Consider the following 26,585-nt stretch of genomic DNA (forward strand, 5'->3'; position numbering starts at 1 on the left):
GCGGGCGGGTGGGCAGTCCGGCGACGGCCGCCCGTCGGCCGCGACCGGGCCCACCTTCGGGGGCAGCGAAGCCCGGTTCGGACGGTTCCGCCCCGGCGCGGCGCGGCCGGGACCCCACCGGACGGGTGTGGCGCGGCCTCCGGCGGGGAACATGATCGGCACGCGGCGGCATGCCGGTGCGGAGCCCACAGATCGGGGGATCCGGGAGGGCGTCATGCGTCTTTCTTCATCCACCCACGGCCGTTTGGTGATGTGCCGGGCGGGGATCACCCCTCGACGGCTCCGGGCGGTTCTCCCGGCCCGGCCCACCGGATTTCCCGAGGCGACGGAATTCGCTGCGACCGGAGGATTCTCCGAGACCGGGGGATTCGCTGAGAAGGCCGGATTCGCCGCGGTGTCGGAATACGGACCGGAAAAGGAATGCTCCGTGTCGGATCGGCCTGTCCGTGCCGCGATGTCGTCGAGACTGGTCGAATGTCGTCGGGTCACTTCCGGGTGCGCGGTCACCGGTGTGCTCGTCACCGGGCTCGCGGTCGGCCTCGCCGTCGGGCTCGGCGCTCCTGCCGCGGCGCTGGCCGTGGCTGCGGCCCGCCCGGTCGAAGCCGTGCCGGCCGACACCGGGCCCGCCGATGCCGGGCCGATCGAGGCCTGCTCACCGGGGGATCTGCTCGCGGAGCTGACCGGCGCGCAGGGCGGCGCGGGCCAGGTGCACGCGGACCTCGTGCTGGCCAACCAGGGCAACAGGGCATGCGCCCTCGCCGGGTATCCGGCGGTCTTCCAGGTGGATGCGACCGGCGCCGCCGTGGGGGCGCCGGCGGTGGCCGACGGGCCGCGTGGCCCGTCAGTGATCCTTTGGCCAGGGCAGCGGGCCGCCGCGGGCCTCAGCGGGACCAGCGCGGGTCTCGTGGCGGGCCGGTCGGCCGGGGCGGAGGCCACCGGCATGTCGGTCATCCCGCCTGGCGGGGACGGTGTGCTCAAGGTCGCCGGGTTCACCGAGGCCGGCGGGTTCTCCGCGGGGGAGTGGGCCGCACTGCGCGTCACAGCGCTCCGGCCGTTCCCCGGCGACCCGATCCCTGACAACCCGATCCCCGACCACACGCTCACCGGGGCTCACCCGTCCACCTGACGTCGTGCCCGGCCACCGGTCCGGCCTGCGATCGGGTGCGCGCGGGTGCGGCGACGGCGACGTCCGCGGGGTCACCACTCTGCTCGTGGTGACCCCGCGGACCTCCCACGGCCCTGGGTCGAACGTCCGCGGAGCCGCGGGCGGCCTCGTGCCGCCCGGACTCCCGGAATCACCGCGGGGTCAGGCCGAAGGTGTAGAAGATGGACAGCGGCCAGGCGAGCGTCGCCACCGCCGCGGTGAAGAAATGACGCAGCGTCGCGCCGTCCCAGTCGGTCACGTCCCAGTAGTCCTGGCTGATGGTGATGATGAGGCCGATGGCCAGGTAGACGAGAAATCCGAGACTCACGCTGCTGTAGGCACGGGTGCGGACCCGGGTTGCCATCGGGGGCTCCTTCTTCGGTGGGGCTGGTTGTCCGTTGCGCTGGCGAATACCCGGTCGCGTCCGCTCTAATCCTCATGTCCCGGTTGACGTCACCTGGGGCAGTTCCGTCGCGCATTCGCGTGATGGGCGGTTCCGGGTGAACCGGGTCGCACGTCCGGCCTGTGCGTTCAGGTGTAGGCGTCGAGTGCCAGGGAGACGGCGAGTCCGGTCGCGGCCGCGGCGACGATCCAGCGCATCAGCGGCGCCGGCAGGACCCGGACGATCCGGGGCCCGATCGCTCCGCCGACCAGCAGCCCGGCGGCCAGCGGCACGGCGGCTCCCCACACGACCGATCCGAGCGCGGCGAAGAGGACGGCGGCCACCGCGTTCGAGAAGCCTGACGCGACGTTCTTCACAGCGTTGACCCGGGCGAGCGACTCCGGGATCGCGATCGCCATGATCGCCAGCAGCGCGACGCCCGCGCCCGCGCCGAAGTAACCGGTGTAGACCGCGACACCGAACACGGCGAGCAGCATTGCCGGGCGCTCGCCCCGGGCCGGGCCGCCGGCACCGCCATCCACGCCGGCACCCACGGCCATGCCGGCACCGCCGCCGGCCGCGCTCATGATGCGCGGCGAGAGCAGGAGGAGCACGGCCGCGCCGAGGATCAGCCAGGGCACGACGAGCTCGAAGGCCCGCGCGGGGGTGGTCAGCAGCAGGATCGCCCCGGCAGCCCCGCCCGCCAGCGTCGCCGCGCCGTAGCGGGCGACCCGCCGCGCCTGCCCGGCGAGCTCGGGACGTGAACCCGCGGCAGCGCCCAGCGCGACGCAGATGAGCGCGGCAGAGTTCGTCATGTTCGCGGCCTGCGGCTCGAGTCCCACCGCGAGCAGCGCCGGATAGGAGACGAGCGACGCCAGGCCCGCCACCGTGCTGGTGATCCCGGCGAGGACACCGGCCCCGAGCAACAGCGCGACGTCGGCCCCGGTCAGCGCGGCACCGCACCCACGGTCTGCAGCGCGATGCCGACATAGCGGGTGGCGATCTGCGTGGGGGACAGCTCGCCGGCCGGGTTGTACCAGCCGGCGATGGCCTGGCACATCCCCAGCAGCGCGCGGGCGGTGTCCCGGGGGCTGTCGACCGTCATCTGACCGGTCGCCTTCCCGTCCGCGAGGATCTCGACGAGCAGGCTCTCGAGCTTCTTGCGCAGCGTCGCGTACCGGCGGCGGTTCACCGGCTCCAGGTAGCGCAGCTCGGTGTCCAGGTAGGCGAGGGCGAACCGGTTCGACATGAACAGGACGACGGCCTCGATGAGCCGCGCGAACCTGGGCACCGGCCCGTCGTCGGCCTCGGCGACGGCCGCGCCGGCCCGCTCGTTGACCTCGGTGACGGTGATCTCGAGGAGCGCGACGAGGATGCCCTGCTTGTTCGCGTAGTGGTAGTACAGCGCGGGGACGGTCACCCCGGCCCGGCGGGCGATGTCGCGCACGGTGGTCCCGTGGTAGCCGTGCTCGTAGAAGGCGGCCAGCGCGCCGGCGAGGATGGGGTGCAGGTCCGGCGGGTCGTAACTGCGCCAGTCCACCGGCGATCCGCCGGCATGCTCCCGCCCCGGCGGGACCAGCTTGCGGGTACTTCCGCGGGCCGGCGCGGCCTCGGCGAGCTCGGGACGCGCCCCCGCGCCCCGCCCCCCGGCTGCGTCCGGCCCGGCCCGGTTCAGCCCGCTGACGGTGGCTTCGCCCATTCGTCCAGGATCGCTGCCGGGTCGCCGACGACCGCGCGGCCCGGTAGCGCGGTGGCGCTGCGCGAGAAGCGCGGCGCGGGTGCCGCCTGGGCCATCCCGTCGGTGTGCACGACGGCGCCGCGGTCGGCCATGTGCGGGTGGTCCTGCACCTCGGCGAAGCTCAGCACCGGCGTGACGCAGGCGTCGGTGTCCGTGAAGATCTCCGTCCACTCGTCGCGGGTGCGGGCGGCGAAGGCCTTGGTGAAGGCGTCCCGCAGCACCGGCCACCCGGTCGGGTCGAACTGGTCGGGCAGGCCCGCGTCGGCGAGACCGAGCACCTCCAGCAGCCGGGCGTAGAACTGCGGCTCCAGCGGCCCGACGGCCACGAAACGGCCGTCGGCGCAGGTGTAGGTGTCGTAGAACGGCCGGCTGCCGTCGAGCAGGTTCACCCCGCGCTCATCGGACCAGTCCCCGAACCCGTGCCAGTCGCCCATGCCACGCCAGGCCCACATCATCTGCACCAGGACGTTGGTGCCGTCCACGATCGCCGCGTCGATCACCTGGCCCTCGCCGGACCGCTCGCGTTCCAGCAGCGCGGAGAGGATCCCCACCAGCAGGAACATCGAGCCGCCGCCGTAGTCCCCGACGAGGTTCAGCGGCACCGGCGGGCGCTGCCCGGCCTCGCCCATGGCATGCAGCGCACCGGTCAGCGAGATGTAGTTGATGTCGTGACCGGCGCGGTTGGCCAGCGGGCCGGTCTGCCCCCACCCGGTCATCCGCGCGTAGACCAGGCGGGGGTTGCGGGCCTGGCAGTCCGCCGGGCCGAGGCCGAGCCGCTCGGTCACGCCCGGCCGATAGCCCTCGATGAGCACGTCGGCCCGCTCGACCAGGCCCAGCACCTGCTCCCGTCCGTCGGCGGAGCGCAGGTCCACCCGGACGATGCGCCGGCCGCGCAGCTGGAGGTCGTCGGGCCCGTCGTCCAGCTCGGGACGTTGGATCCGCACGACGTCCGCGCCGAGGTCGGCGAGGATCATCGCGCCGTGCGGGCCGGGGCCGATGCCGGCGAGCTCGACGACCCGCAATCCGCTCAGCGGACCGGTCACGCTTCCTCCAGAGATGCCTGCGGAGATGCCTGCTGCGGGACGGCCGACGCCGACACCGACGCCAGTGTCAGCGTTGTCAGAGGCGTTCGATGATGGTGGCGTTGGCCATGCCGCCACCCTCACACATGGTCTGCAGGCCGTAGCGCCCGCCGGTGGCCTCCAGGTAGTTGACCATCGTCGCCATCAGGCGGACGCCCGAGCCGCCCAGCGGGTGGCCCAGCGCGATCGCACCACCGCGCGGGTTGAGCCTGGCCGGGTCGGCGTCGAACTCCTTCGCCCAGAACAGCGGGACGGACGCGAACGCCTCGTTGACCTCGTAGGCGTCGATGTCGTCGATCCGCAGGCCGGACCGGGCGAGGATCTTGCGGGTGGCCGGGGCCGGGCCGGTCAGCATGATCAGCGGCTCGCTACCGGCGAGGGCGAAGGCGTGGAAGCGGGCCCGCGGGCGCAGCCCGAGCTCGACGGCCTTCGACTCGCTCATGATCAGAGCGGCGGACGCGCCGTCGGTCAGCGGGGAGGAGTTGCCCGGGGTGATGTGCCAGCCGATCTCCGGGAACCGCTGCGCGAACTGCTCGGTGTAGAAGGACGGCTTGAGGGCCGCGAGACCCTCGGCCGTGGTGGTCGGCCGGACGGTCTGGTCGACGGTGTGCGTGAACGTGCTGCCGTCCGGCGCGAGCGCATCGACGGGGACGATCTCGTTGTCGAAGCCGCCGGCCTCGGCCGTCGCCGCGGCCCGCTGGTGCGACAGCGCGGAGAACTCGTCGAGCTCCTCGCGGGTCAGCTTCCAGCGGGCGGCGATCAGCTCGGCGCCGATGCCCTGGTTGGCCAGGCCCTCGGGGTAGCGGGCGATCATGCCCGGCCCGCGCGGGTCCTTCCCCGCCGCCGCGAAGCGCATCGGGATCCGGCTCATCGACTCGACGCCGCAGGCCACCACGACGTCGTAGGCGCCGGCCATCACGCCCTGCGCGGCGAAGTGCAGCGCCTGCTGGCTGGAGCCGCACTGCCGGTCGACGGTGGTCGCCGGCACCGACTCGGGGTAGCCGGCGGAGAGCACCGCACTGCGGCCGATGTTCGCCGACTGCTCACCGGCCTGGCCGACGCACCCGGCGATGACGTCGTCGATGAGCGCCGGGTCGAAGTCGTTCCGGCTGGTCAGCGCCTTCAGCGTCGTGGCGAGAAGCTCCACGGGGTGGGTCTCGGACAGCGCGCCGCCCGGCTTGCCCCGCCCTGAGGGGGTGCGCACGACGTCGACGATGACTGCGTTCTCCATGGGACTCCCTCACCGGCCGCCGGCACGATGCTTCTCTAGCGCTCGCTCAGTGGGACTTCTCGGACGTTACGAGCGCCCCGTCTCCAGGGTCAAGGAGTACGCCAGCGGGCCGCCGACCACGTGGGGTGCGCGGCGTCGTCACCGCTCACGGGCCGGACTGCTCGCGGACCGGAGTGTCGTTGCCCCGGCGCAGCACCCGCAGGCCGCGGCCGTCGGGCCGCCAGGTCTCGATGACCATCTCCTGGTCGTCCATCCAGATACGGACGATCTCGGTGATCCGTACGCGGAACAGGTCGAACGGGGTCGGCGGATCAACCTCCTCGACGAAGCGCCGACGCGTGTCCGGATCGTCCACCCACTCGGCCCGGCCGGCGATCCGGACGTCCCCGCCGTGCATGTCGGTTCCGGGGCCGGGGTTCGCGTGCAGCGCGAACCGCTGGTCGCGGAGCAGGTCGTCCGACTTGCGCGCGCCCGGCATCCCGCCCAGCCACAGCTCGCCCAGGCGGAACTCGGCCTCGAGCCCGCTGACCCGGGGCGAGCCGTCGGCCCGCAGTGTCGCCAGCACATGATGACGGAAGGTTCCGAACCGCTCGCGTACCGTCCGGGTGAACTCGGGCTCGGTGGCCTCCACCTCGCCCCAGCTCACGCCCGCCGCGTCCGTTCCCGGGCCGGCCGGCCGCTCCGTCGTCGTGCTCGTGCTCGGCTTCGTGGTTGTGCTCGTGTCCGTCGTCATGGGCCCATCGTCGCCGCGGACCCTGACATCTTCTGTCCGGGTCCGCGGTTACCTTCGGTCAATGCGCTCCAGCCGGCTGATGGCTCTGCTGCTCCATCTGCAGGCGCACGGCCGGGCCACGGCGGGGGAGCTCGCCGCCCAGTTCGAGGTGTCCGTCCGTACCGTGCGCCGGGACGTGGCCGCGCTCGCCGAAGCGGGTGTCCCACTGTGGTCTGAGCCCGGCCCGCACGGCGGGATCCGTCTCGTCGAGGGCTGGCGGACGAACCTGGACGGGCTGACCGGCGACGAGGCGTCCGCGCTGCTCCTCGCCGGGGCGGGCGGGGACGTGCTCGGCGGCCTCGGCCTCGAGACGGTCGCCGCGGCCGCGCAGACCAAGATCCTCGCGACGCTGCCGCCGGAGTTGCGGGCACGGGCGGGCCGGGTCCGGGAACGCTTCCACCTCGACGCGCCGGGCTGGTTCGGCTCCGAGGAGCCCGTGCCGCACCTCGCGGTCGTCGCGGGCGCGGTCTGGTCCGGGCAGCGGATCACCGTCCGTTACGGGCGGCCCGACCGGACGGTGGAGCGTTCTCTCGAGCCGCTGGGCCTCGTTCTCAAGGCCGGTGTCTGGTATCTCGTGGCCCGCGGCGGGTCCGCCGTCCGCAGCTACCGGATCGGCCGGATCATCGAGGCTGCGGTCCGAAGCGGGCCGGAGGGCCGCTTCACCCGGCCCGCCGACTTCCACCTGGCGCGGTGGTGGGCGTCGTCGAACGAGGACTTCGCGCGCTCGCTGCTGCGCTGGCCGGCGCGGCTGTCGCTGTCCCCGCGAGGCCTGCGGAGCCTGCCCGGAGTGCTCGGCCCGCTGGCCGGCCAGCGGGCGCTGGCCACGGCCGGCGAGCCCGACGCGGATGGCTGGCGGGAGGTGGAGGTCTGGTTCGAGGGCCCCGATGTCGCCGAGAGCCAGCTCTGGGCATTCGGCCCGCACGTGCGGGTACTCGCCCCCGACTCCCTGCGCGAGGCCCTCGCGCGGACGGCACAGCAGGCGGCGGCGAACAACGGCGCTCCGAAGTCCGGCTGAGCCGCCCGCCGCACCGGCCCCGCTCCGCGCCCGCGCTGGCCGGCCGCGCCGCGCTGCTCGCCCGCGCTGCACCTGCGGCCCGGGGCGCGGGAGTGGTACCTCGGCTGGCTCGGGGAGCATCACCCCGACCTCCTCCCGCTGTACCGATCCCTCTACGGCGGGGGCTCCCACGCGCCGCGGGCCTACAGCGAGCGGATCTTCGCCCTGGTCCGGGACCTGGCCCGCCGGTACGGCATCGCCGGTGCCGCCGCGCCGGCCGCCTCACCGGCCTCCTCTCGGTGGGCGCCGGCGGAGGCACGTGGGGTGCGTGGGACGAATGGGGTGCGGGGTGGGCGTGCGGCGGTCATCCGCCGTGGTCCGACACGTGCCGTTACGGCGGTGTCCGCGGCGGTGGCCGGCCGGGCGCCGCTGGAGGAGCAGCTCCTCCTGCCCGGCTTCGGTTCCTGACCGGGCCGCTCGTTCCCCACTGCGCGGGCTCGGGCCGCCCGCGTTCCACGCTGCGTGATTCTTCTGTCGAACTGCGGGTGCGGCACGTAATGCGGTGTCGGGCCTTACCCGCGCCGAATCCTGGCTTATGACTGATCGTCCTGCGCAACCGGTGGGGAATCACCTCTTGTGGGCAGGGATCGGCAGGAAACCCGGCCGGTGAGTGCCGAGAACCGACGTCCGAAGGTTCGGCGCTGGGGGTCGGCGGCGGCTGCCGGGCGGCTGGCACCAGCGTCGCCAGCACCTGCGAGGGTCACGCGGGACGGGCGACCGTGTCGGTCGTGACCTGGCGCGGGATCGTGACAAGTCGGCCCGGGGATCGCTCGTCCTCCCTGCGCCAGTAGCCGCCGTCGGAGCGCAAGCCGGCCTCGCCGGGGGCCAGGCATCGTCCGCTGTCGCGGTGCGCGTCGAAGCCGGCGTACCCGACGAAGGTCTCGTGGCAGGTCGGGCAGTGCGCCGCGGTCAGCGCCGTCCAACGCACATCGCAGCGACCGCATCCGATGAGCGTCGGACGGTCGTAGTCGATGTCGCGGCCGGCCAAGAGCCACCCCCCCTCGTGTTTGCGGACGAATCCGCACTTCGCGCGGCCCGTCGCCGTCGAGCCGATTCTTTACGCTTGCCCAGTACTCCGGGCCGCATATGCGGGATCGACCGTAACGATTTCGTCGGCCGGGCAACCATGCGGGGGGCTACCAACGGGCGAGTCTGCCAAGAATATTACTCTTCGTATCCGTATGAATCCAAATAGTGTGTGGTGTCGAGAGGGTCGCCGCGGGCCCGCCGCCGTGCCCGCGGCGCGCGTCGTGGGGGTCAGCGGGCGCGCAGCGCGTCGAGGGGCGAGAGCCCCCCGGGCGTCGGCGGTCGGACAGGATGCCACCCGGGTTCGGAGTACCGTTCGCCGCGCCGCCAGTGGACGAGCGCGGTGCGGTCGAGCGGGTCCAGGTCGATCTGGAGCTCGCCCAGCGGCCGCCAGCAGGTCTGGATCGCCTCCGGCGCGCCCTCGCCGGACTCGCCCGCCTGCGCGGCCCCGGCCGCGCCCGGGCCGACGGCATCGTCCCAGCAGTGCGCGGTGAAGTACAGGGACACCCGCTCCTCGCCGGCGAGCCGGTGGTGCGCGGCATGGGCGAGGGTCAGCTCCGCCTCGTCGGCCCGGAGGCCGGCGATCTCCGCGGCCAGGCGCACGGCCGTCTCCCGTGCGGGTTCGCCCAGTCGTAGCGGCGCGCCGGGCAGGTACCACACCAGCGCCGGTGGCTCCGGCCGGCGTGCGCCCGCCGACGACCGCGGCTGCCGGGGCGTGGTGTCACGGGCCGTCGTGGCGTCACGCGCGGTCCTGGCATCGCGGGTGGTCCTGGTGTCACGGGCGGTTCTGGTGCCACGGGTGGTGAGGAGCACCGCGTCGTCCATGACGATGATCAGGTGTAGGTCGACCGGGAGACAGAGAGAACGCGACGGATACAAGGCCAACTACCGGCGCGTACCGTGCCGGCCCCGCGAGTGGCGTACATGTCGGGCCCTCGCCGCCGGTCGTCCTTCAGCCGTGGCGGCTGCCCCGTGAACGGCGGCCTGATCAAGGGTCAACACTGCCTCCACGGACGATCTCGCTCGGTTTCCAGCACTTCAGGCTGAGAACAGATCATCGAGGTCTGAACGTGCAGTTGCAAGACCGCGGATGCAGAAACCGATGCAAGGGGCCACTGCACGTGCGTCCGGGCACCTTCGTCCGGGCTGATCAGGCCGTCTCGGGAGCCGGTCAACTCCGGCCGCGGTACATCCGCATCGTCAGGGGGCCGAACACGGTGAGCAGAAGCGCGCACGACAGCGCGACCCATCCGAGCTGCTCAGCCGTGGCGACGCCGTGCATCAGCCCGCGGGAGGCGTTCGTCGTATGGGTGATCGGGTTGACGTCGACGAAGGCCTGGAGCCACCCGGGCAGCGTCTCCTGCCGCACGAAGATGTTGCTGACGAAGGTCAGTGGAAAAAGAATCATCATGCTCACGCCCATCACCGAGTTCGGGGTGCGCAGCACCATCGCCAGCACCGTCCACACCCAGGTGAGGCTGAACGAGAAGGCGATGACGACGGCCACCGCGGCCAGGACGCCGAGCGCGCCCCCCTCCGGCCGGAAACCGATCGCCAGCCCCAGTGCGAGGATGAGGACGGCGGCGATCGAATAGCGGAACACGTCGCCCAGCAGCGCTCCGACGAGTGCGGACGGCTGCCAGATCGGCAGTGACCGCAACCGGTCGAAGACGCCCTTGGTGATGTCGGTGTTGACGGTCACCCCGGTGTAGACCGTGATCATCACGATCGCCTGGACGAGGATTCCGGGCAGCAGGAACTGCACGTACTCCTGCGTCGACCCGGCGAGCGCGCCGCCGAACAGATAGGTGAACATCAGGGTCAACATGATCGGGAAGACGGTCACGTCGAAGAGCTGCTCGGGCACATGTCTGATCTTCAGCAGGGCCCGCCAGCCGAAGGTGAGCGAGGCCGCCAGCGGGGTGGGCCGCGCCGGGCGGGCACCGGTCGCGAGCACCGCGCGCAGATCCGGCGGCACGGCCGCCCCGGCCGCCGGCGGCCTTGTGCCCGCACCGGAGCCCGTGCCCGTGGCGCCTGTTCCGGCGGTGGTCGTCTCGGCGGCGGTCATGCGACCCTCGCTCCGTTCATGTCGGTGGTGGTCTCGGTGGGGGTGGGCGCGCCGTCATCGGCCGGATGGCCGGTGAGGGCGAGGAAGACCTCGTCCAGGCTCGGCTGGCCGAGCGCGAACTCGGTCAGCTCGATGCCCGCGCGGTTCAGCCCCGCCAGCGCCTCCGCCACGGGCTCGCCGTCCGAGACCCGGGCGGAGAGCGCCACCTGGTCCGACTCGTACCGGACGGGGACGCCCAGTGCGCCGGTGAGCAGGCGCTCGGCGTCCGCCCGCTGCTCGGGCAGGCGGACGCGCACGTGGAGGGTGCCCGAGCCGACCGAGGACTTCAGCTCGCCCGGAGTGCCCTCGGCGATCACTCTTCCGTGGTCGATCACCGCGATCCGGTCGGCGAGCTGGTCGGCCTCGTCCAGGTACTGGGTGGTGAGGATGACGGTCGTGCCACCGGCGACCAGCGCCCGGACGATGTCCCACACCTGGGCACGGCTGCGCGGGTCGAGGCCGGTGGTCGGCTCGTCGAGGAACATCAGGTCGGGGGTGACGACGAGGCTCGCGGCGATGTCCAGCCGGCGGCGCATCCCGCCCGAGTAGGTCTTGGCCATGCGCCCCGCTGCCTCGGTCAGACCGAAGGCCTCGACGAGTGCCGCGGCGCGCGCCCGCGCGGCGGACCGGTCGTGGCCGAGCAGGCGGGCCAGCAGGATGAGGTTCTCGGTGCCGGTGAGATCCTCGTCCACGGACGCGTACTGGCCGGTCAGGCAGACCCGGCTGCGCACCGCCGCCGCGTCGGTGACAACGTCGTGGCCCAGGACCCGCGCGTAGCCGGCATCCGGGCGCAGCAGGGTGGCGAGCATGCGGATCGTCGTCGTCTTGCCGGCACCGTTCGGCCCGAGCACCCCGTAGACGCTGCCGGCCGCGACGTGCAGGTCGAGCCCGTCGACGGCGCGGGTGCCGCCGAAGGTCTTCACCAGGCCCACGGCCTCGACGGCGGGCGGGGAATGTGTGTTCATCACGCCTCCGGAACGTGTTGTCTGGCTGCAGCTGCAGCTGCAGCCGCAGCCGCAGCCGCAGCCGCCGAGCGACGGGCGGGTGCCAGGCGGCCACCGGCCAACTTGCTGAGCACGGTAGGCGCGACCTCCGACAGTTCGGCTCGGCCGCCGCCGGGGGTGCCGAAAGGCCCCACGCGGTGAGCCTGTGCGGTATCCGTCTCCGTGCTGGTCGTGGCCCGGTCGGCAGCGCGCCCACCTGGGACGGGACGCCCGGGCCCGGTCCGTCCGGCCGTCCCGGAGGCGAGCGATCGGGGCTGGCGGCGCGCTGATATTCGATAGCGTCTGTAGACCATGGACCCGTGGCCCGAGGGCGTCGGCGGCGATCACCGTCTCGGCGGCGATTCCGGTGCCGCCGGTGCCGCTGGTGCAGCCGGCGGTGCCGGCACCGGCGCCGGAATCGACGAGATCCGGGAGATCCACAAAATTCAGCAGATCCGGGAAATACGCGAGATCCAGGAGATCCTGACGGCTCGGGACGTCGAGGAGACCACCGAGAGCCTCAAGATCATGGACGTCCCGGACGCGTTCGACGAGTTCGGCGCGGAGCGCCCCGGCCGGCTCGAGCTGGACGAGCTGATGGCGCAGCTCGTCGAGCGCGCGCATGAGGTGATGACCACCCAGGGCCGGCTGCGCGGCCTGCTGCGGGCGCACCGCGCGGTCGCCGCCGACCTGAGCCTGGAGGTCGTCCTCCGGCGGATCGCGGAGGCCGCCTGCGAGCTGGTCGACGCCCGCTACGGCGCGCTCGGCGTGATCGCCCGCGACGGCCGGCTCGAACAGTTCATCCACGTCGGGATGGACGCCGATCTGGTCGGCCGGATCGGCCACCTGCCTCGCGGCGAGGGGGTGCTCGGGCTGCTGACCGCCGAGCCCCGGGCCGTCCGCCTCGACGACATCGCCGCGCACGAGCACGCGGTCGGCTTCCCGCCCGGCCACCCGCCGATGCGCACGTTCCTCGGCGTCCCGATCAAGGTCCGCAGCGAGGTCTTCGGGAACCTCTACCTGACCGAGAAGCGCGGCGGGCGCCGTTTCACCGCGCAGGACGAGGAGCTCGTCCTGGCCCTCGCCGCGAGCGCCGGCGTGGCGATCGAGAACGCCCGGCTGTTCGGTGCGGCGCAGCGCCGCCAGCAGTGGCTGCAGGCATCCGCGGACATCATGCGCCACCTGCTGGCGGACGGGCCGGAGCCGCTCACGCTGATCGTCGCGCGGGCCCGCGAGGTCGCCGACGCCGATCTGGCGTGCGTCCTGCTCGCCGCCGGGGCGACCGAGGAACTGCTCGTCGACGCGGCCGACGGCCCGCAGGCCGACCGCCTCCTGGGCGAGTCCGTGCCGACGGCCGGAACCCTCGCCGGCCGGGCGGTCGCGGCCGGGCGGCCCCTGCTGGTCGACGACGCCGCGGCCGAGCCGGGCGTCACCGGCTTCGGCGGCCTCGACATCGGCCCGCTGATGGTCATCCCCCTGGTCGGGGCGCAGGTCGGGACGGGCGCGGTCGTGCTGGCCCGGGGGCCCGCGGGCCGGCCGTTCGCCGACGGCGATCTGGACATGGCGGCGACGTTCGCCGGGCATGTGCAGGTCGCCCTCGGCCTGGCCGCGTCCCGGGCCACCCGTGACCGGCTGCTCGTCCTGGAGGACCGCGACCGGATCGCCCGTGACCTGCACGACCACGTCATGCAGCGGCTCTACGCCGTCGCGCTGGGCCTGCAGGGGATGGCGGCCGCGGAGGACCGCCCGCAGTCCGCCGGCCGGCTCGCCACCTACGTCGACGACCTCGACGCGACCATCCGGGAGATCCGCTCGACGGTCTTCGAGCTGCGCGGGCGGCGCAGCACCGGCGGGCCGGGCGTGCGGGCCCGCCTCGGCGAGATCGTCGAGGAGGTCGCCGAGGCGCTCGGCTTCAGCCCGCGCCTGCGGGTGGACGGCCCGCTCGACACCGCGCTGGAGGGGAACATCGCCGACCATCTCCTCGCCGTCGCGCGGGAGAGCCTGTCGAACGTGGCGCGCCACGCCCGCGCCAGCCGGGTGGAGCTGTCGGTCACCGTCGGCCAGGGCTGGCTGCGCGCCGAGGTCACCGATGACGGGGTCGGGCTGGGCGACACCGGCCGGCGCAGCGGCCTGCACAACCTGCGCAGCCGCGCCGAGGAGCTCGGTGGGACCTTCGACATCGCCCCCGGCCCGTCCGGCGGCACCCAGCTGCGCTGGGCGGTCCCGCTGCCGTAGCCCGCCGGCCGCTCGAACCGGGTCCCGCGGTGGACGTCCGGCGCCGGACGTCCGGGCTGTCGTCGACGGGTCCGAGGACCATCGCGGGGGGTGCAAAGGACCTCCCGGTCCGTGCCCTCGGAGGGACCAACAGGGGGGTCGCGCGCGGCACGATGGTTCCGGGTGAGACGGACCATCGACAGGACAGCGGCGATCGGATCCCGGCGGCGGTGTCCGGTGCGCAGGAGGTGCCATGCCGGCTGACCAGAAGACCGCGGCGTCAGTCCCGGCCGATCTGTGGTCTCGCCCGACCGGCGAGACGCGGGTCGTCGAGACGGGGAGCGCGGTCCTCTGCCTGCACGGTGATCGTGTCTACAAACGGAAGAAACCCGTTGAGCCGGGGCTCCTCGACCTGCGGAGCCGGGCGGCCCGGCTGGCGGCCTGCCGCGCCGAGGTGGAGTTGAACCGGCGGCTCGCTTCCGACGTGTACCTGGGGGTCGCCGACGTCCTCGGCGACGGCGGCGAGGTGTGCGACCATGCCGTCGTCCTGCGGCGAATGCCCGCCGGCCGCCGGCTCTCCGCGCTGGTGCGCCACGCGGACCGCGTCGACGACCAGCTCCGCGCCGTCGCGCGGGCGGTCGCCGCGTTCCACGAGCGGTGCGGGACGTCCGAGGTGATCGGCCGTTCCGGCGACGCCGAGGCTGTCGCGGGGCAGTGGAAGGAGGCGCTCGGCGGCCTCGAGCCCTTCCAGGGGAAGGTCATCGACGCCGACGTCGTCGACGAGATCGGGCGGCTGGCGCTGCGGTACCTGGCCGGCCGCGGCCCGCTGCTGGCCGAGCGCCGGCGCGCCGGGCGGATCCGCGACGGCCACGGCGACCTGCGGGCCGAGAACATCCACTGCCTCGACGACGGCCCGCGCATCCTGAACCGGGTCGAGTCCGACCCGCGGCTGCGGGCCGGGGACGTCCTCGGCGACGTCGCCGTTCTGGTGATGGACCTGGAGCGGCTCGGCTCGCCCGAGGACGCCGAGCGCCTGATGCGCTGGTACCGCGACTTCTCCGCGCAGGCCCATCCGCCTTCGCTCGAGCACTTCTACATCGCCTACCGGGCCTTCACCGAGGCCCGGGTGACCTGCCTGCGGTACCGGCGGATCCTGGCCGAGGCGGGGGCGGGCCCGGGCGCCGAGGCCGGCGAACGGGCCCGGCGGCTCGCCGACATCGCCTACCGGCACCTGCGCCGGGCCCGGGTACGGCTGGTCCTGGTCGGCGGCCTGCCCGGCACCGGGAAATCGACCCTCGCCCGTCGGCTCGCAGACGCGGACGACGGCCGCCTGCTGCTGCGCTCCGACGCCGTGCGGGCGGAGCTCGCCGCCGACGGCCACGTCGATCCGGACACCCCCGGTAGCGGGCCTGCCATCCCGGAGCGGCCCGCCGTGCCCGCGGACCTCGGCGCGTCCTTCATCTGGCCGTTGTCCTCGGAGATCACCGCGCGGACCTACACGGTGCTGCTGTCCCGTGCCCGCCGGGCACTGGAACGCGGCGAGACGGTGATCATCGACGCCTCCTGGTCGGACGGCCGCCACCGCGCGGCGGCCGCGCGGCTGGCGCGCGAGACGGCCGCGGAGTTCCTCGAGCTGCGCTGCGTGACCTCACCGGAGGTCGCGGCCACGCGGCTGACCCGCCGGGACTCCGCCAGCGACCCAGCTGGCGCCACGTCCGCGGTACACCGCGCGATGAGCTCGTGGGCGGAGCCGTGGCCGACCGCCAGGGTGATCCAGACGACCGTGCCGGTCGCCGAGGTGTTCCACGCCGCCGAGCACTGCATTGCCTGACGGGCGTCCGGCGGGCCTGACGGCCGCTTTCAGGCGCTGCCGTCAGGCGTGGCGACGCGCGGCGTACACGGCGGCCTGCGTGCGGCTGCTCAGGCCCAGCTTGTCGAGGATCGACGAGACGTAGTTCTTCACGGTCTTCTCGGAGAGGTGCAGCCGGCCGGCGATCTGGCGGTTGGTCAGGCCCTCTGCGATCAGGACCAGGATCTCCCGCTCCCGGGTGCCCAACACCGCCGAGGCCCGGCCCACGTCGCTTCCCTCCCGGAGCCGGGCGAGGACCCTGGCGGTCACGGCCGGGTCGAGCAGGGAGCCGCCGGCCGCGATGGTCCGGATCGCGCCCACGAGGTCGGTGCCGCGGATCTGCTTGAGCAGGTAGCCCGCCGCCCCTGCCATGATCGCGGCGAAGAGCGCGTCATCGTCGTCGTAGGACGTGAGGATCAGACAGCCGACCTCGGGGCAGGCCGCGCGGATGTCCCGGCAGACGTCGATGCCGCTGCCGTCCTCCAGCCGGGCGTCGAGCAGCGCGACGTCCGGCCGCAGGCGGGGGACGAGGGCGGCCGCCTCGGCCCCGGTCGACGCCTCGCCCACGACCTCGATGCCGCCGGCGTCACTGAGCACCTCGCGGACCCCACGGCGGACGATCTCGTGGTCGTCAAGGAGGAAGACCCGTACCGTGGGTAACTCTCGTACTGAGTCCATCTCTCGTGCCGTGTGAATCCCCCGTACCGTGTGCGTCCCCGCAGCGTCCATTCGGGCAACAATAGTCGCGGTGCGGCGCTTTCCGGTCACCGAGCGACGGCGGACCGCAACGAGACACGCGTCCGCCCCGGGGCCGGGGGAGCCGGCGCCCGGGCGGGCATAAGGATGCTCGGAGCAGACAGACGGGAGAGGTCATGGTCGACACCGCGGTACGCCTGACGGAGGACGACGCCCGCGCGATCGTGGCGCAGGCCACGCTCGCGCCGTCGATCCACAACACCCAGCCCTGGCGGTGGCGCTTCGACGCCGACGGTCTGCACCTGTTCGCCGATCCCGAGCGGTTGCTGCACGTCGCCGACCCGGAGGGACGCCAGCTCCTGGTCAGCTGCGGGGCCGCCCTGACCTTCGCCCGGCTCGCCGCGCGCTCGCGCGGCCTGCTCCCCGTCGTGGCCCTCGGCCCGCTCGACGACGGCGCCCCGCCGTCCGCGGACGTCCCGCTGGCCACGATCGCCGTAGCGGACCGCCGCCCGCCCGCGCCGGCCGAGGCGGAGCTGGCGGCTGCGATGTCCAACCGGCACACCGACCGCCGTCCGTTCCTGACAGGGGAGCGGGGGCGGCTCGGGGCCGACGACCTCGCCGCGCTGCGCCGCGCCGCCGAGGCGGAGTCGGCCTGGGTGCGGTTCGTGGAGAGCGCGGACGCCCGGGTCGAGACGTCGGTCCTGCTCTCCCGCGCGGACTGGCAGGAGGCCCACGATCCCGCCTACACCGAGGAACTGAGGCACTGGAGCCGCACCTCGCCGCAGGCACGCGACGGCATCCCCCGCGAGGCCGTCGTCGGTGGCGCGGCGACGCGCCAGTCCGAGTTCGTCCTGCGGGACTTCGACGTGGTCGGCGGCCTCGAACCGGCCGGCGCGGCCGGTTCGTCCGAGCCGGCGGTGGAGCAGCCGGCGGTGGAGCGGCTGGAGGTGGAGCGGCCGACGGTCGTCGCCATCGGCACCGACTCGGATCGGCCCACCGACCGGCTGCTCGCCGGCGGCGCGACGGGCCGGGTGCTGCTCACGGCGACGGCGCGCGGGCTCGCCGCCTCACCGCTGGGGCAGGTGCTGGACGTCTCCGCCATCCGCGAGCTGATGCGTTCGGCGACCGGGGGCATCGGTCACGTGCAGATGCTGCTGCGGCTGGGCCGCCCCGACCCCGAGCAGCCGCCGCTGGCGGCCACCCCCCGGCGGCCGGTCGAGGAGATCCTCGACATCGCCTGATCCGCGCGGACCGGCAAGGATGGGCGCCATGGACGTGACAGTCGTCGACAACCCCCCGGCCGGCCGGTTCGAGGCCAGAACTCCGACCGGGGAGGTCGCGGGGTTCGCCGAGTACACGCGGTCGAGCTCGCGAATCATCTTCACCCACACCGAGGTCGATCCGGCCTACAAGGGCACCGGCATGGGCTCCGCGTTGGCTGCTGGGGCGCTCGATTCGGCGCGCGCCCAGGGCTTGGCCGTCATCCCCCGGTGCCCGTTCATCAAGGCCTACATAGATCGGCATCCCGCGTACGCGGACCTGGTACGACGGCCCTCCACCTCCTCACCGGCCCACGAGCCGGCACCAGGAGCCGGGCCGACAGTGGGGCCCTGACCAGCGCTGAGGGGCTGACCAGCGCTGAGGGGCTGACCAGCATCGGGCGGCAGGCCAGCGCTGGGGCCCCGGCGGACACCGGGGCCCCAGCCGCCTTCTCGAGGAGGGGACGTCCACCGCGCGTCGGGGATACAGCGCGCGGGAGGTCGCGTCAGGCCGAGGTGACCCCGACCGGGGCGTGGGTCAGCCCGGGGAAGACCGTCCCGAGCTGCTCCTGGGACATCCCGAGCCAGCGGATCACGTCGCCCAGGACGTTGCGGTAGTCGTTCAGGACGGGCACCGCGCCGTCGTCCAGCTGGTCGGGCGCGAGGCCCGTCCACTTGCCGTGCACCCCGCCGACCGCGCCGCCGCCGATCACGAACATGACGCCGCCGCCGCCGTGGTCGGTCCCGCCGTTTCCGTTGGTGTCCGCGCGCCGGCCGAACTCCTGGATGGTGACCAGGGTGACGTCGGCGGCCTGCGGGCCGAGGTCGGCGAAGAACGCCGCGATCGAGTCGCCCTGCCGCTTCTGCAGCGTCGCCAGGCTGCCGGCCACCCCGCCCTGGCCGACATGGGTGTCGTAGCCCCCGGTCTCCATCGCCGCGACCCGGAGCCCGGTCCCGGATTTGATCAGGCGGGCGACGTCCCGTAGCGCTCGGCCCAGGCCCTCGTCGGGGTAGGTCACGCCGTCGGCCGGGGTGTAGGGCTTGGCCGCGATCTGCTTGCCCTCGGCTAGCGCGGCCAGGGTCGTCGCGACGCCGCGGGCGTAGGGGCGGCCGGCGTCGGGGCCGGCGAAGAGCGCGCCGAGCGCGGTGGCCGTCGCGGTCTCCTCGGCACCCTGGCCCCAGCCGTTCGCCTTGAAGTTGTCGATGCCGTTGAGGGTCAGGGCCTCGGCGGAGCCGAGGTAGGAGGTCGGCAGCGAGCCGCCCTCCTGGATCCCGCGGAACGCCGAACCCGGGCTCAGGACGCTCAGCAGGCGGGCAAGATAACCGCTGTTCTGGCCGGCACCGCCGATCTCGAGGTTGAACGTGTCCTGAAAGTGGCTGCGTGAGTTGTCGAGCAGCCCCGCGGCGGGAACCGCCGCCACCTTCCCGGCATCCAGCAGCGGCTTCAGCGACGCGTACGCGGGATGCAGGCCGAACGTCCGATCCATCGGGATGAGCTGGCCCGTCGGGATGGCGATGTCGGCGCGCAGGCCCGCGTAGTTCGGGTCCGCGCCCGGCACCAGTGCGTTCAGGCCGTCCATCCCGCCGCGCAGCGAGATCACGACCAGGGTTCGGCCGGGGGTGTCGGCGAAGGCCACGCGGATCGGCAGCACGGAGGCGACGCCGGCCGTGATGCCGACGGCGCCGGCCGCCGCGAGAACTCCGCGCCGGCTGAGCGTGCACTGGTCGGCCGCAGGCAGATTCTTTACCACCGGTCGGCCGCCTATCCGTAGACGTGGTAGGGGGAGTCGAGAATGAGCGAGCCGAGCTGGCCGACGAGATACTCGTTGTCCGCCGGCTTCCGCGACCCGCGGTCACCGAGGAATGTCGCCAGTGCCGCGCCGTGCTCGGGCGCGAGCGGCTGGAACACGAGCCGCCGGGCCAGCACGTCCACCACCTCGGCCATGGCGGCCGGTGGCGCGTCCCCGAGCAGGCTGTTCACCGCCGGGGTTCCCAGACCCTTCGGATACCACCCGTTGAGAAGGTTCCGGTGCATGTTCCACCGGCCGATCGTGGCTGACGCCGAAACCCATCGCTCCGCCCGCAGCGGATATCCGTCCGGAGCCGGCCACGCCAGCGGTGCCATTCCCATGTCGTTGGCCATCCAGTACAGCGCGACGACGGGTTCGGTGCCCGAGGCCGGCGGGCCGATCCCGAGAACGCGCAGCGTGGCGACGATGTCCTCCAGCGGCCGGCGGGTGCGCAGGCCCACTGCCTGGCCGAACTCGGCGGAGGTGAACAACGCCTTCAGTACCGGTGCGATCGCGGTGTCGTTCGCCAGGTAGGTCTGCGCCAGCATGTCGCAGAGGGACTGCGGCGGATCGTCCGCGACGAAATAGGTCGCCAGCTTGCGGGTGAGGTACGCGGCGGTCGCCGGGTGATGCGCCAGATGGTCCAGGTAGGCCTTCATCACGGCCTCCCCACCCTCGGCGGAGCCGTTCGGCGAGGAGAAGTCCAGCACCTGGACCGGGCCGACGTAGTGGTCTTTCGACTTGAACGCGTACTTCTTCGACTCGGCGTCGATGGAGATCCCGGTCAGGATGCGGGCGCTGTTCAGGACCCCGTCCTGGCCGTAACCGGCACCCACGCCGACGGTGTGCAGTTCGAGCAGTTCCCGTCCGAGATTCTCGTTGAGCGCCCGCACGGTGGACCGGTCGGCGTTCAGCCGACGGATCATCGCCGGGCTCGTCGTCTCCGCGAGCAGCAGATCCGCGAACCGGCCCAGTGCGTTCGGTCGGATGACCTCCCGGTCGTCCGGGAACGAGTCCCGCCACAGGTTGTCGTTCGGGTAGCCCTTGTTGAACACGTGTGACTGCCAGAAGTCGACCATCCGCTCCAGCAGTTGGCGGTTCGACCAGGTCATTCGCGCGATCGAGGCCACCGCGAGCCCGATCACGTCCTTGTAGTCGATGTCGCCCTCGATGGCGTGGAGCTCGCGGCCGGTCTTGGCCAGGAACGGGAAACGACCGAGGACCGCGTCGACCGTCCCGTCGCCAATCGAGGCCGGATCGAGCTGTCGGTCCAGCCATGCTCCGACACCCGCAGCCTTCACCTCTGCCACCAGCTCCGGTGTCGGCCCGAACGTGGCCCGGTTCAGCAGGTGCACCACCGGGTCGCGCCCGCGCAGGAAGGCCGGCGTCGCGGCACCGGCACCACCCCCGGCGGGCGGGGGAGGCGAGGCCGTCGGGGACGGACCGGGTGTGCCCGGTGCACCCGGCGTGCCCGGTGTCGTAGGCATGGTGGTCGGCGTGCCGGTGGCTGTCGGCGCCGTGGTGGGCCCGCCGGTCATCGGAGGTCGCGTGGTCGGTGCGACGGCCGTCGCCGTGGCCGTCGGTATCGCTCCGCCGCCACCGCCGGGGCCGCCGAACGAGCAGCCTGCGGCGGTCAGCCCGAAGGCCGCCAGCGAGCCGAACAGTCCGCGTCGGCTCGCTGTGCCGGCCGTCGTCCGAGATCCGTCGTGCGGGGCTGCGTCGTGCGGAGTGCGCGGGTCCACGTCGTGAGGGGCGGCGTCCTGCGGGTTGCGTTGCTCCGTGTCGTGCGGGGTGCGTGGGGTGTTCGGGTTGCGTGGGCCGTTCGGTTTGTGCGGCCGGGCGCGGTACCGGAGTCCCGTGAGTCCCGCGACGCCGCCCCGCGGCGGTGAGCCGACCGGCGTCCGGTCGGCTTCGTGCCTGCCTGCCATGCAGACCATCCCTGTTGGAGTCGAGCCCTGAGACCCCCCCAAGGGCCCGTTCGGTTACTCGACGGCGTCACAGTAATGCGGCGCCCGGACCCTGCCTGGGGAGGTCCGTCTCGTTTTTCAGGGTTTGACGTGGTGTAGCGCAACGATCCGGCGATGGGAGTTCGTCGGGAGCCGGTTACCGCGGGTGGTCTCCTCAAATGATCGCCAGGATGGTGGAGATGTGCTGTGCTACAGGCGATGTCGGGTGCTGGTCGGGAGCGCCCCAGGTGGGGGCCGCGCATTCGTCTCGCCGGTGGAACCCTTGGAATGCCATGGGAAGACCTATGGACGACCTTGTTGCGGCTGGGCCGATGGTCAGGAGTGCACGTTCGGTGCCCGGAACGACACGTGGCGAAGTGTCCTGTGGGTCACTCCGGCGCTCGGTCGGCGACGCCCATGGAGCGCCCGTAGTGCTGGTTGTGGACCGTCGCGGCGGCCGGCCTGCTTACGGCCGGCCGTACTCCCGGCTGTGCTGCCGGACGTCGTCGAGCGCGGGGAACTGATCCGGCCCGGTCGCGGCGGCGGGCACGAGCGCGAGATCGGATCGGCGGCTTCGCTCCTGAAACGACCGGCGCCTCAGCCCGCCGGCGAGGGGAGCGCCTGCCAGCCCGGCCACCGCGAGGCCGACTGCCAGCGTGTTCATCCCGGTGAGCAACGCCTGCTCCGCACCGGAGCGCGGCGCCGCCATGCGCGTACCTGGCCGTGGCCCTGCTCCACCGCCCGTGCTTCCGCCGGTGGCACTGTCACCGGTGGCACTGTCACCGGCAGTGCTGTCATCGGTGATGCTGCCTCCGGTGCCGGCACGGACGGAGCCGGGACCATCGCCGCCCGCCGGCCCGTTCGCCACGCCACCGCTCGTCGCGGAGCCGGCCGAGGTGCCGTCGGGGGGAGCGTCGCCGGTCGGTGCTCCGCCGGCCGCGGTGCCCTGTTGGACGGGGGCGTCGCCTCCCGGGCTGGCACCGTCCGTTCCGGTCCCGCTTCCCGTGCCGGCGCCGATGCTGCCTGCCGTGTCCGTCCCGCTTCCTGCGCCCGTGCCGGTTCCCGCCGGTGAACCGGGACCGGAGCTCGTTGTCCCGCCGCTGGACCCCGTCCCGGCGGCGGGCGCGGGCCGCTGCCGGGTTACCGGCGGACCAGGCGGAGCCTGCGTAGGTGCGGGTGCCGAGTTGCCGCGGGCCGCGGCCTGGCGGGAGAACTCGGCGATCGCCTCCGCCGCCTCCTGGAATCGGCGGATGCTCTCGGACTCCTCGTCGGGCCCCAGATCAACGTCGACGTCGATCTGCCCGAGCACGTCCTCGGCCTCGAACGCGATGAGGGCGGCCCGAGCCGGTGCGGTGACCTCCCGGCTCGGCGTGCCGGCCTGCGCTGCGGCGGTCGGCATGAGGAGAGCCACGGTGAGTACCGAGGGCAGCGCCGAGATCAGCAGCGTGCCCGGCAGCAGGCGACCGCGTGCCGTCGACGGTGTCGCACGGCTCCCGCCGGAAGCCGCTCGCGTCCGGTGGGAATCGGCTCCCGGACGCTGGGGATTCGAGCCCGGCCACCACGCCGACCGCCGCGTCGACGTCCCCCGCACCGTACGCATATTCAGTCCTTTCGCTTCCGCCAGTCCGATTCTGGAGGTTTACCGCGGGTCGACGGCGGTTTGCCGGGCGTCTCATTCGCGACAACGTGGCACTTTGTCGTTGTTTGCGGCCCTACGTCCGGTCCGGGTCGGGTAGCCGGCCGACCGCAGCGCGCTGCGGGCACCCCGATGAGCGCCATGAGAGTGCTATGAGCCATACGAGACCTACGAGCCCCACGAGACCGTCGGGCACGTGCGACGAGCCGCCGGTGTCCGGGGCGGCTCCAGGTGCGGTGCCCCGGGCGAGTACCGGCAGAAGACGTCCAGGTCCTGGCGCCTACCTGCTCGGTGGGCACGTGGCGGCGGTCCCCTGTGGGGTGACCGTCACGGCAGTCTCCGGCGCGGCGCTCCGGCGGGCAACGCCCCACGCCGGACGGGCGACGGCAGGGTTCGAGGGGCCGCCGCCGAACGCCCGTACGCCGCAGAACATGAAATGGCAGCTAAAAATTAGCTCGGTATCCGCGGGCGCGAAAACGTTTTCGCGGATGGTGCGGTGCAGCCGTTGCGGGAATCATCCCCGACGGACGTCGAAACCGCCGGAATCCTCGCCTGCTGGAATTTTCGGCCGGCGCTCGTCAGGCCGGCGGATCTACCTCGCGCCTATTCGTGCGCCGGCACGCGGCAGTGCCACGTGAAGTACATGTAGCCTGGGCTGATCCCGAGCCGGTGCTCGGCCGCTCGGTCGGCGATGACCTTCAGGTCCGCGGCGATCACCCCGTCGAGCATTCCGGGGACGTCGAACTCCCGGGACCAGTCGGGCCACAGGTTCTCCCCGGTCAGTGCGGCCTCGAGCATCGACGCGGTGCACAGCAGGTCCGCCTCGAACCCGGATTTGCGCAGCCGCTCGGTCAGATCGAACCCGAAGCGCCAGAAGACCGGGGTCCAGTCCATGTGGAACTCGGGTTCCGTCGGCGGCGCGGTCACCCCCTGGCCGACCGGGACCTGCAGGATGAGGTGCCCGCCCGGGGCGATCACCCGGCGAAGCTCCGCCAGCGCACTGTCCGTGTCCGGAACGTGCTCGAGCACGTGCGAGCACAGCATGACGTCCAGCGACGCGTCCGGCAGGTCAATCGCCTGCAGATCGAGCCGGATGCTGCCGCGGTGCGCGCGCATGTCCAGATCGGACGTCCGGTAGAAGAACCAACTGGACATCGCCGAACGGTAGTCCTCGCCGAGACGCGGACTGCACTCGATGACCCGGAGCGCGGGGTTGAGATCCACCGACTGGGCCAGGCACCAGTGCATGAACCGGTCACGCCCGTTGGCACCACAGGACGGGCACAGCGACATCTCGACATGGCCGGCAAGATCGAAGTCCTCGCCGTGCCACCGGCAGATGTTACAGATCACCGGGCCCTCGTCGCCGAGCGGAACCCACGGTGGGACCTCCGGGTCCGGCGCCGGGCGGCGCTCGCCGCCGAGGTCGTCCGAGCCGTCGAGACCGTCGGTTCCGGCTTCCGGCGCGGCCGTGTCCGTCAGCACCTCGCCGAGGTCCTGTGTCTCCGGCGGACGCAGCGCGGCTCGTCCGGCCCGGCCGGCCACCCGGTAGGCCGCGCCGGCCGCGCGTCGCATAACCGCCCGCGGGTCCTCTGCGAGCAGGCCGTTCACGCGCCTGGCCACGAAGTCCGCCGGTCCCCGGCCGCTGCCGGCCCGGTACATGCCGGCCACCCCATGTTCCATGTCCGTGTGCCCCCTGTCGGCGTTGCCGCTGCGTCTCCGTCCGGGCAGGCGACGGCCCCCTCACCCTCGAGGGGATGCCATGTCCCGCGCCGCCCGCCCCGGAATCCGCGTGCGCCCGGTCGAGACCCGGCGGCCCGATCGGCGCCCGTCCACACGCCGGCGCCTCCCTCGGCCTCCACCTGCTGTTTTCCCTGGTCGCTGTCAGTGGGGAACGTGAGGGAGGAGCGGGGGTCACGCGGACATGTGTTCCGGGCTGGCGGCAAGACACCCACATCATCGCTCTTTGGGTCGAGACCCCTCGAAACTGGTCGGCGTCCTGGCCCGAATGTGTCATCCGCGTAGTCGGGACGATCGCCGTCCGCGGGACGTCCGACGGGATGCCCGCAGGCTGTCTACGGGCTGTCTACGGGGTGTCCGGTGGCCATTCGCCGAGCCTTCGCCGGTTGTCTGCTGGCTGTTCGCTGGTCTGTTCGCCAGCTGTGGTCCAGCCCGTTGGTCGCTCCCGCTTCGCGGCACCGCCGCGGTATTCGCCCGTGGTCCGCTCGGACCGACACCCTGGCGTACCCACGCTTGCTGTGGCAAAGTGATCGCCGCTGTGCCTTTTGTCAGATTTTGCGGCAGTCCGTCGGGTGGCAGCGATCTGTCAGGTGGCAGCGATCCGTCGGATAGCGGCAGTCCATCGGCCAGCCACGACTGTCGGCCGGCCGGATCTCCGGCACGGCGCGGCCGGCGGAACAGCAGTTCATGGAAGGGCATTCAGGGGGGCGAGGCAAGGAGAGATCCATGCGCAGGGTCGGCGTGACCGATTACGACGCCGGGGAACGGCGACGCACCGCGAACAGCGCGGCAACCGCGTTCGCGTCCGGGGCACGGACGCATCGGGCGGGTTCGAAGGCGATCATGCGTCGCACGCCGAGCATGCTAAGGCTGCTGTCGATGGCGTTGCTCGCGATGGTGGCGCTCGCGGGCTGCGTTACCCCCATCGGGGGTGGAGGCGGTCCCGCTCCGACGACCAGTGCGGCCCCCAGCCCCGCCGGCCCGACGGGCTCGCCGTCCGCCGGCCCCACCCAGGCTCCGGACCCGAGCTCGGGTCCGAACCCCGGCGTCACTCCGGTGCCGACCCTCACCTCGGAGCCGGTGACCACTGCCCCGGTGACCACTGCGCCGGGGGCCACGCCGAGCGCCGCGCCAGTGCCCACGACACCCGGGTCGACCGATCCGCCTGTCGGGACGGTTGCGAAGGGCGCGAGCACCTGGTACTTCGACAAGATCGCTCCGTCGATGACGGATGCGGGAGTCTCGTGGTTCTACACCTGGGGAGCCGCGCCGGAGCGGATCGCGGCGCCGGCGGGAGTCGAGTTCGTCCCGATGATCTGGGGGCCGGGCTCGGTCACTCCGCAGACCCTCGCGACGGTGAAGGCCAACGGCCGCACCCTGCTCGGCTTCAACGAGCCTGACCTCCGCGGCCAGGCGGACATGCCGGTTCAGACCGCTCTCGATCTGTGGCCGCAACTGGAAGCCACCGGAATGCGTCTGGGTAGCCCGGCGCCCGCCGCCGGCGCCGCGGACCCGAACAGCTGGTTCGGCCAGTTCATGGCCGGCGCGGCCCAGCGGGGCTACAAGGTCGACTTCATCGCGCTGCACTGGTACGGCAGCGACTTCGACCCCACCCGGGCGACCAGTCAGCTCCGTGCCTACATCCAGGACGTGTACGACCGATACCACCTGCCGATCTGGCTGACCGAGTACAGCCTGATGAACTTCTCAACCTCACCCGCGACGGTCCCGAGCGCTGAGGGCCAGGCGGCGTTCGTGACCGCCTCCACCGCGATGCTCGAGAGCCTTCCGTTCGTTGAGCGCTACGCCTGGTTCGCGTTTCCCGCCAATCCCGACAGCCGGACCGGCCTGTATGACGAGTCAGGCCAGCCGACCCCGGCTGGTGTCGCCTACCGGGCGGCCGGCCGCTGATCTCCGGCCGGCCGGTGACACAAGG

At 72.9% G+C, this 26,585-nt stretch carries 23 protein-coding genes; 7 read left to right on the forward strand and 16 right to left on the reverse strand.

Features of this window, described 5'->3' with window-relative positions; genetic code table 11:
• Positions 1–427 precede the first annotated feature (427 nt).
• Positions 428–1,126 carry a DUF4232 domain-containing protein gene (locus FMEAI12_RS10370; RefSeq protein ID WP_235013868.1) on the forward strand — a complete coding sequence of 233 codons (699 nt, stop codon included), beginning with the start codon at positions 428–430 and terminating at the stop codon, positions 1,124–1,126.
• A 169-nt stretch (positions 1,127–1,295) separates the two neighbouring features.
• On the opposite strand, the gene FMEAI12_RS10375 is transcribed toward FMEAI12_RS10370, so the two are convergent.
• The 6 genes from FMEAI12_RS10375 to FMEAI12_RS10400 all read right to left on the reverse strand — a co-directional run bounded on the left by FMEAI12_RS10375 (position 1,296) and on the right by FMEAI12_RS10400 (position 6,310).
• On the reverse strand, positions 1,296–1,508 hold the full coding sequence (locus FMEAI12_RS10375) for a hypothetical protein (RefSeq protein WP_020459561.1): 213 nt from the start codon (positions 1,506–1,508) through the stop codon (positions 1,296–1,298).
• Between the two features lie 167 nt (positions 1,509–1,675).
• Entirely contained in the window at positions 1,676–2,452 is a 777-nt protein-coding gene (locus tag FMEAI12_RS10380; protein WP_112105843.1) for a sulfite exporter TauE/SafE family protein, read from the reverse strand.
• Positions 2,453–2,472: 20 nt separating this feature from the next.
• On the reverse strand, positions 2,473–3,225 hold the full coding sequence (locus FMEAI12_RS10385) for a TetR/AcrR family transcriptional regulator (protein WP_112105844.1): 753 nt from the start codon (positions 3,223–3,225) through the stop codon (positions 2,473–2,475).
• Complete coding sequence (locus tag FMEAI12_RS10390) at positions 3,198–4,307, reverse strand: CaiB/BaiF CoA-transferase family protein (protein WP_071065603.1); 1,110 nt, start codon at positions 4,305–4,307, stop codon at positions 3,198–3,200. Before FMEAI12_RS10390 ends, FMEAI12_RS10385 begins: the two co-directional genes overlap by 28 nt.
• A 76-nt stretch (positions 4,308–4,383) precedes the next feature.
• A complete protein-coding gene (locus tag FMEAI12_RS10395; protein ID WP_112105845.1) occupies positions 4,384–5,577 on the reverse strand; it encodes a thiolase family protein in 1,194 nt (397 codons plus the stop codon).
• A 145-nt stretch (positions 5,578–5,722) separates the two neighbouring features.
• The gene (locus FMEAI12_RS10400; protein ID WP_200835244.1) at positions 5,723–6,310 is read right to left on the reverse strand and encodes a pyridoxamine 5'-phosphate oxidase family protein; all 588 of its coding nucleotides are present in this window, start codon (positions 6,308–6,310) and stop codon (positions 5,723–5,725) included.
• 79 nt (positions 6,311–6,389) lie between these two features.
• Here FMEAI12_RS10400 and FMEAI12_RS10405 point away from each other — a divergent pair, with 79 nt between their 5' ends.
• Positions 6,390–7,364 (forward strand): YafY family protein, encoded by a 975-nt coding sequence (locus FMEAI12_RS10405; RefSeq protein ID WP_200835245.1) that lies wholly within the window; start codon positions 6,390–6,392, stop codon positions 7,362–7,364.
• A gap of 739 nt (positions 7,365–8,103) precedes the next feature.
• Here FMEAI12_RS10405 and FMEAI12_RS10415 read toward each other — a convergent pair.
• From FMEAI12_RS10415 to FMEAI12_RS10430, 4 genes are all read right to left on the reverse strand, one after another.
• On the reverse strand, positions 8,104–8,391 hold the full coding sequence (locus FMEAI12_RS10415; RefSeq protein ID WP_018503211.1) for a hypothetical protein: 288 nt from the start codon (positions 8,389–8,391) through the stop codon (positions 8,104–8,106).
• A 269-nt stretch (positions 8,392–8,660) separates the two neighbouring features.
• Positions 8,661–9,254: an NUDIX hydrolase gene (locus tag FMEAI12_RS10420; RefSeq protein WP_235013869.1), complete on the reverse strand. Its 594-nt coding sequence runs from the start codon at positions 9,252–9,254 to the stop codon at positions 8,661–8,663.
• 346 nt (positions 9,255–9,600) lie between these two features.
• Entirely contained in the window at positions 9,601–10,497 is an 897-nt protein-coding gene (locus FMEAI12_RS10425) for an ABC transporter permease (RefSeq protein WP_235013870.1), read from the reverse strand.
• Positions 10,494–11,501, reverse strand: coding sequence for an ATP-binding cassette domain-containing protein (locus tag FMEAI12_RS10430; RefSeq protein ID WP_112105848.1), 1,008 nt, complete (start codon positions 11,499–11,501; stop codon positions 10,494–10,496). Before FMEAI12_RS10430 ends, FMEAI12_RS10425 begins: the two co-directional genes overlap by 4 nt.
• Positions 11,502–11,831: 330 nt before the next feature.
• On the opposite strand from FMEAI12_RS10430, the gene FMEAI12_RS10435 reads away from it, so the two are divergent.
• Together FMEAI12_RS10435 and FMEAI12_RS10440 are read left to right on the forward strand one after the other, a co-directional pair.
• Positions 11,832–13,754 carry a GAF domain-containing protein gene (locus FMEAI12_RS10435; protein WP_112105849.1) on the forward strand — a complete coding sequence of 641 codons (1,923 nt, stop codon included), beginning with the start codon at positions 11,832–11,834 and terminating at the stop codon, positions 13,752–13,754.
• A gap of 232 nt (positions 13,755–13,986) precedes the next feature.
• Positions 13,987–15,564, forward strand: coding sequence for an AAA family ATPase (locus FMEAI12_RS10440; protein WP_112105850.1), 1,578 nt, complete (start codon positions 13,987–13,989; stop codon positions 15,562–15,564).
• 42 nt (positions 15,565–15,606) lie between these two features.
• Here FMEAI12_RS10440 and FMEAI12_RS10445 read toward each other — a convergent pair whose 3' ends face one another.
• Positions 15,607–16,260 (reverse strand): response regulator transcription factor, encoded by a 654-nt coding sequence (locus FMEAI12_RS10445; protein WP_112105851.1) that lies wholly within the window; start codon positions 16,258–16,260, stop codon positions 15,607–15,609.
• A 194-nt stretch (positions 16,261–16,454) separates the two neighbouring features.
• Between FMEAI12_RS10445 and FMEAI12_RS10450 the strand changes: the two genes are divergently transcribed.
• Positions 16,455–17,519 carry a nitroreductase gene (locus tag FMEAI12_RS10450; protein ID WP_071065595.1) on the forward strand — a complete coding sequence of 355 codons (1,065 nt, stop codon included), beginning with the start codon at positions 16,455–16,457 and terminating at the stop codon, positions 17,517–17,519.
• Positions 17,520–17,547: 28 nt separating this feature from the next.
• Positions 17,548–17,892: a GNAT family N-acetyltransferase gene (locus FMEAI12_RS10455; RefSeq protein WP_112105852.1), complete on the forward strand. Its 345-nt coding sequence runs from the start codon at positions 17,548–17,550 to the stop codon at positions 17,890–17,892.
• 151 nt (positions 17,893–18,043) lie between these two features.
• Here FMEAI12_RS10455 and FMEAI12_RS10460 read toward each other — a convergent pair whose 3' ends face one another.
• The 5 genes from FMEAI12_RS10460 to FMEAI12_RS37995 form a co-directional block, all read right to left on the reverse strand.
• A complete protein-coding gene (locus FMEAI12_RS10460) occupies positions 18,044–19,288 on the reverse strand; it encodes a DUF1501 domain-containing protein (protein WP_112105853.1) in 1,245 nt (414 codons plus the stop codon).
• Between the two features lie 11 nt (positions 19,289–19,299).
• The gene (locus FMEAI12_RS10465) at positions 19,300–21,255 is read right to left on the reverse strand and encodes a DUF1800 domain-containing protein (protein ID WP_112105875.1); all 1,956 of its coding nucleotides are present in this window, start codon (positions 21,253–21,255) and stop codon (positions 19,300–19,302) included.
• 484 nt (positions 21,256–21,739) lie between these two features.
• Positions 21,740–22,873, reverse strand: coding sequence for a hypothetical protein (locus tag FMEAI12_RS10470; RefSeq protein ID WP_146776667.1), 1,134 nt, complete (start codon positions 22,871–22,873; stop codon positions 21,740–21,742).
• 639 nt (positions 22,874–23,512) lie between these two features.
• Positions 23,513–24,592 carry a class I SAM-dependent methyltransferase gene (locus tag FMEAI12_RS10475; RefSeq protein WP_112105855.1) on the reverse strand — a complete coding sequence of 360 codons (1,080 nt, stop codon included), beginning with the start codon at positions 24,590–24,592 and terminating at the stop codon, positions 23,513–23,515.
• An 806-nt stretch (positions 24,593–25,398) separates the two neighbouring features.
• Positions 25,399–25,860: a hypothetical protein gene (locus FMEAI12_RS37995; protein ID WP_235013871.1), complete on the reverse strand. Its 462-nt coding sequence runs from the start codon at positions 25,858–25,860 to the stop codon at positions 25,399–25,401.
• Positions 25,861–25,873: 13 nt separating this feature from the next.
• On the opposite strand from FMEAI12_RS37995, the gene FMEAI12_RS38000 reads away from it, so the two are divergent.
• Positions 25,874–26,560, forward strand: coding sequence for a glycoside hydrolase family protein (locus FMEAI12_RS38000; protein ID WP_235013872.1), 687 nt, complete (start codon positions 25,874–25,876; stop codon positions 26,558–26,560).
• Positions 26,561–26,585 lie beyond the last annotated feature (25 nt).

This window comes from Parafrankia sp. Ea1.12 (assembly GCF_900465275.1).
GTDB classification, from domain to species: Bacteria; Actinomycetota; Actinomycetes; order Frankiales; family Frankiaceae; genus Parafrankia; species Parafrankia soli.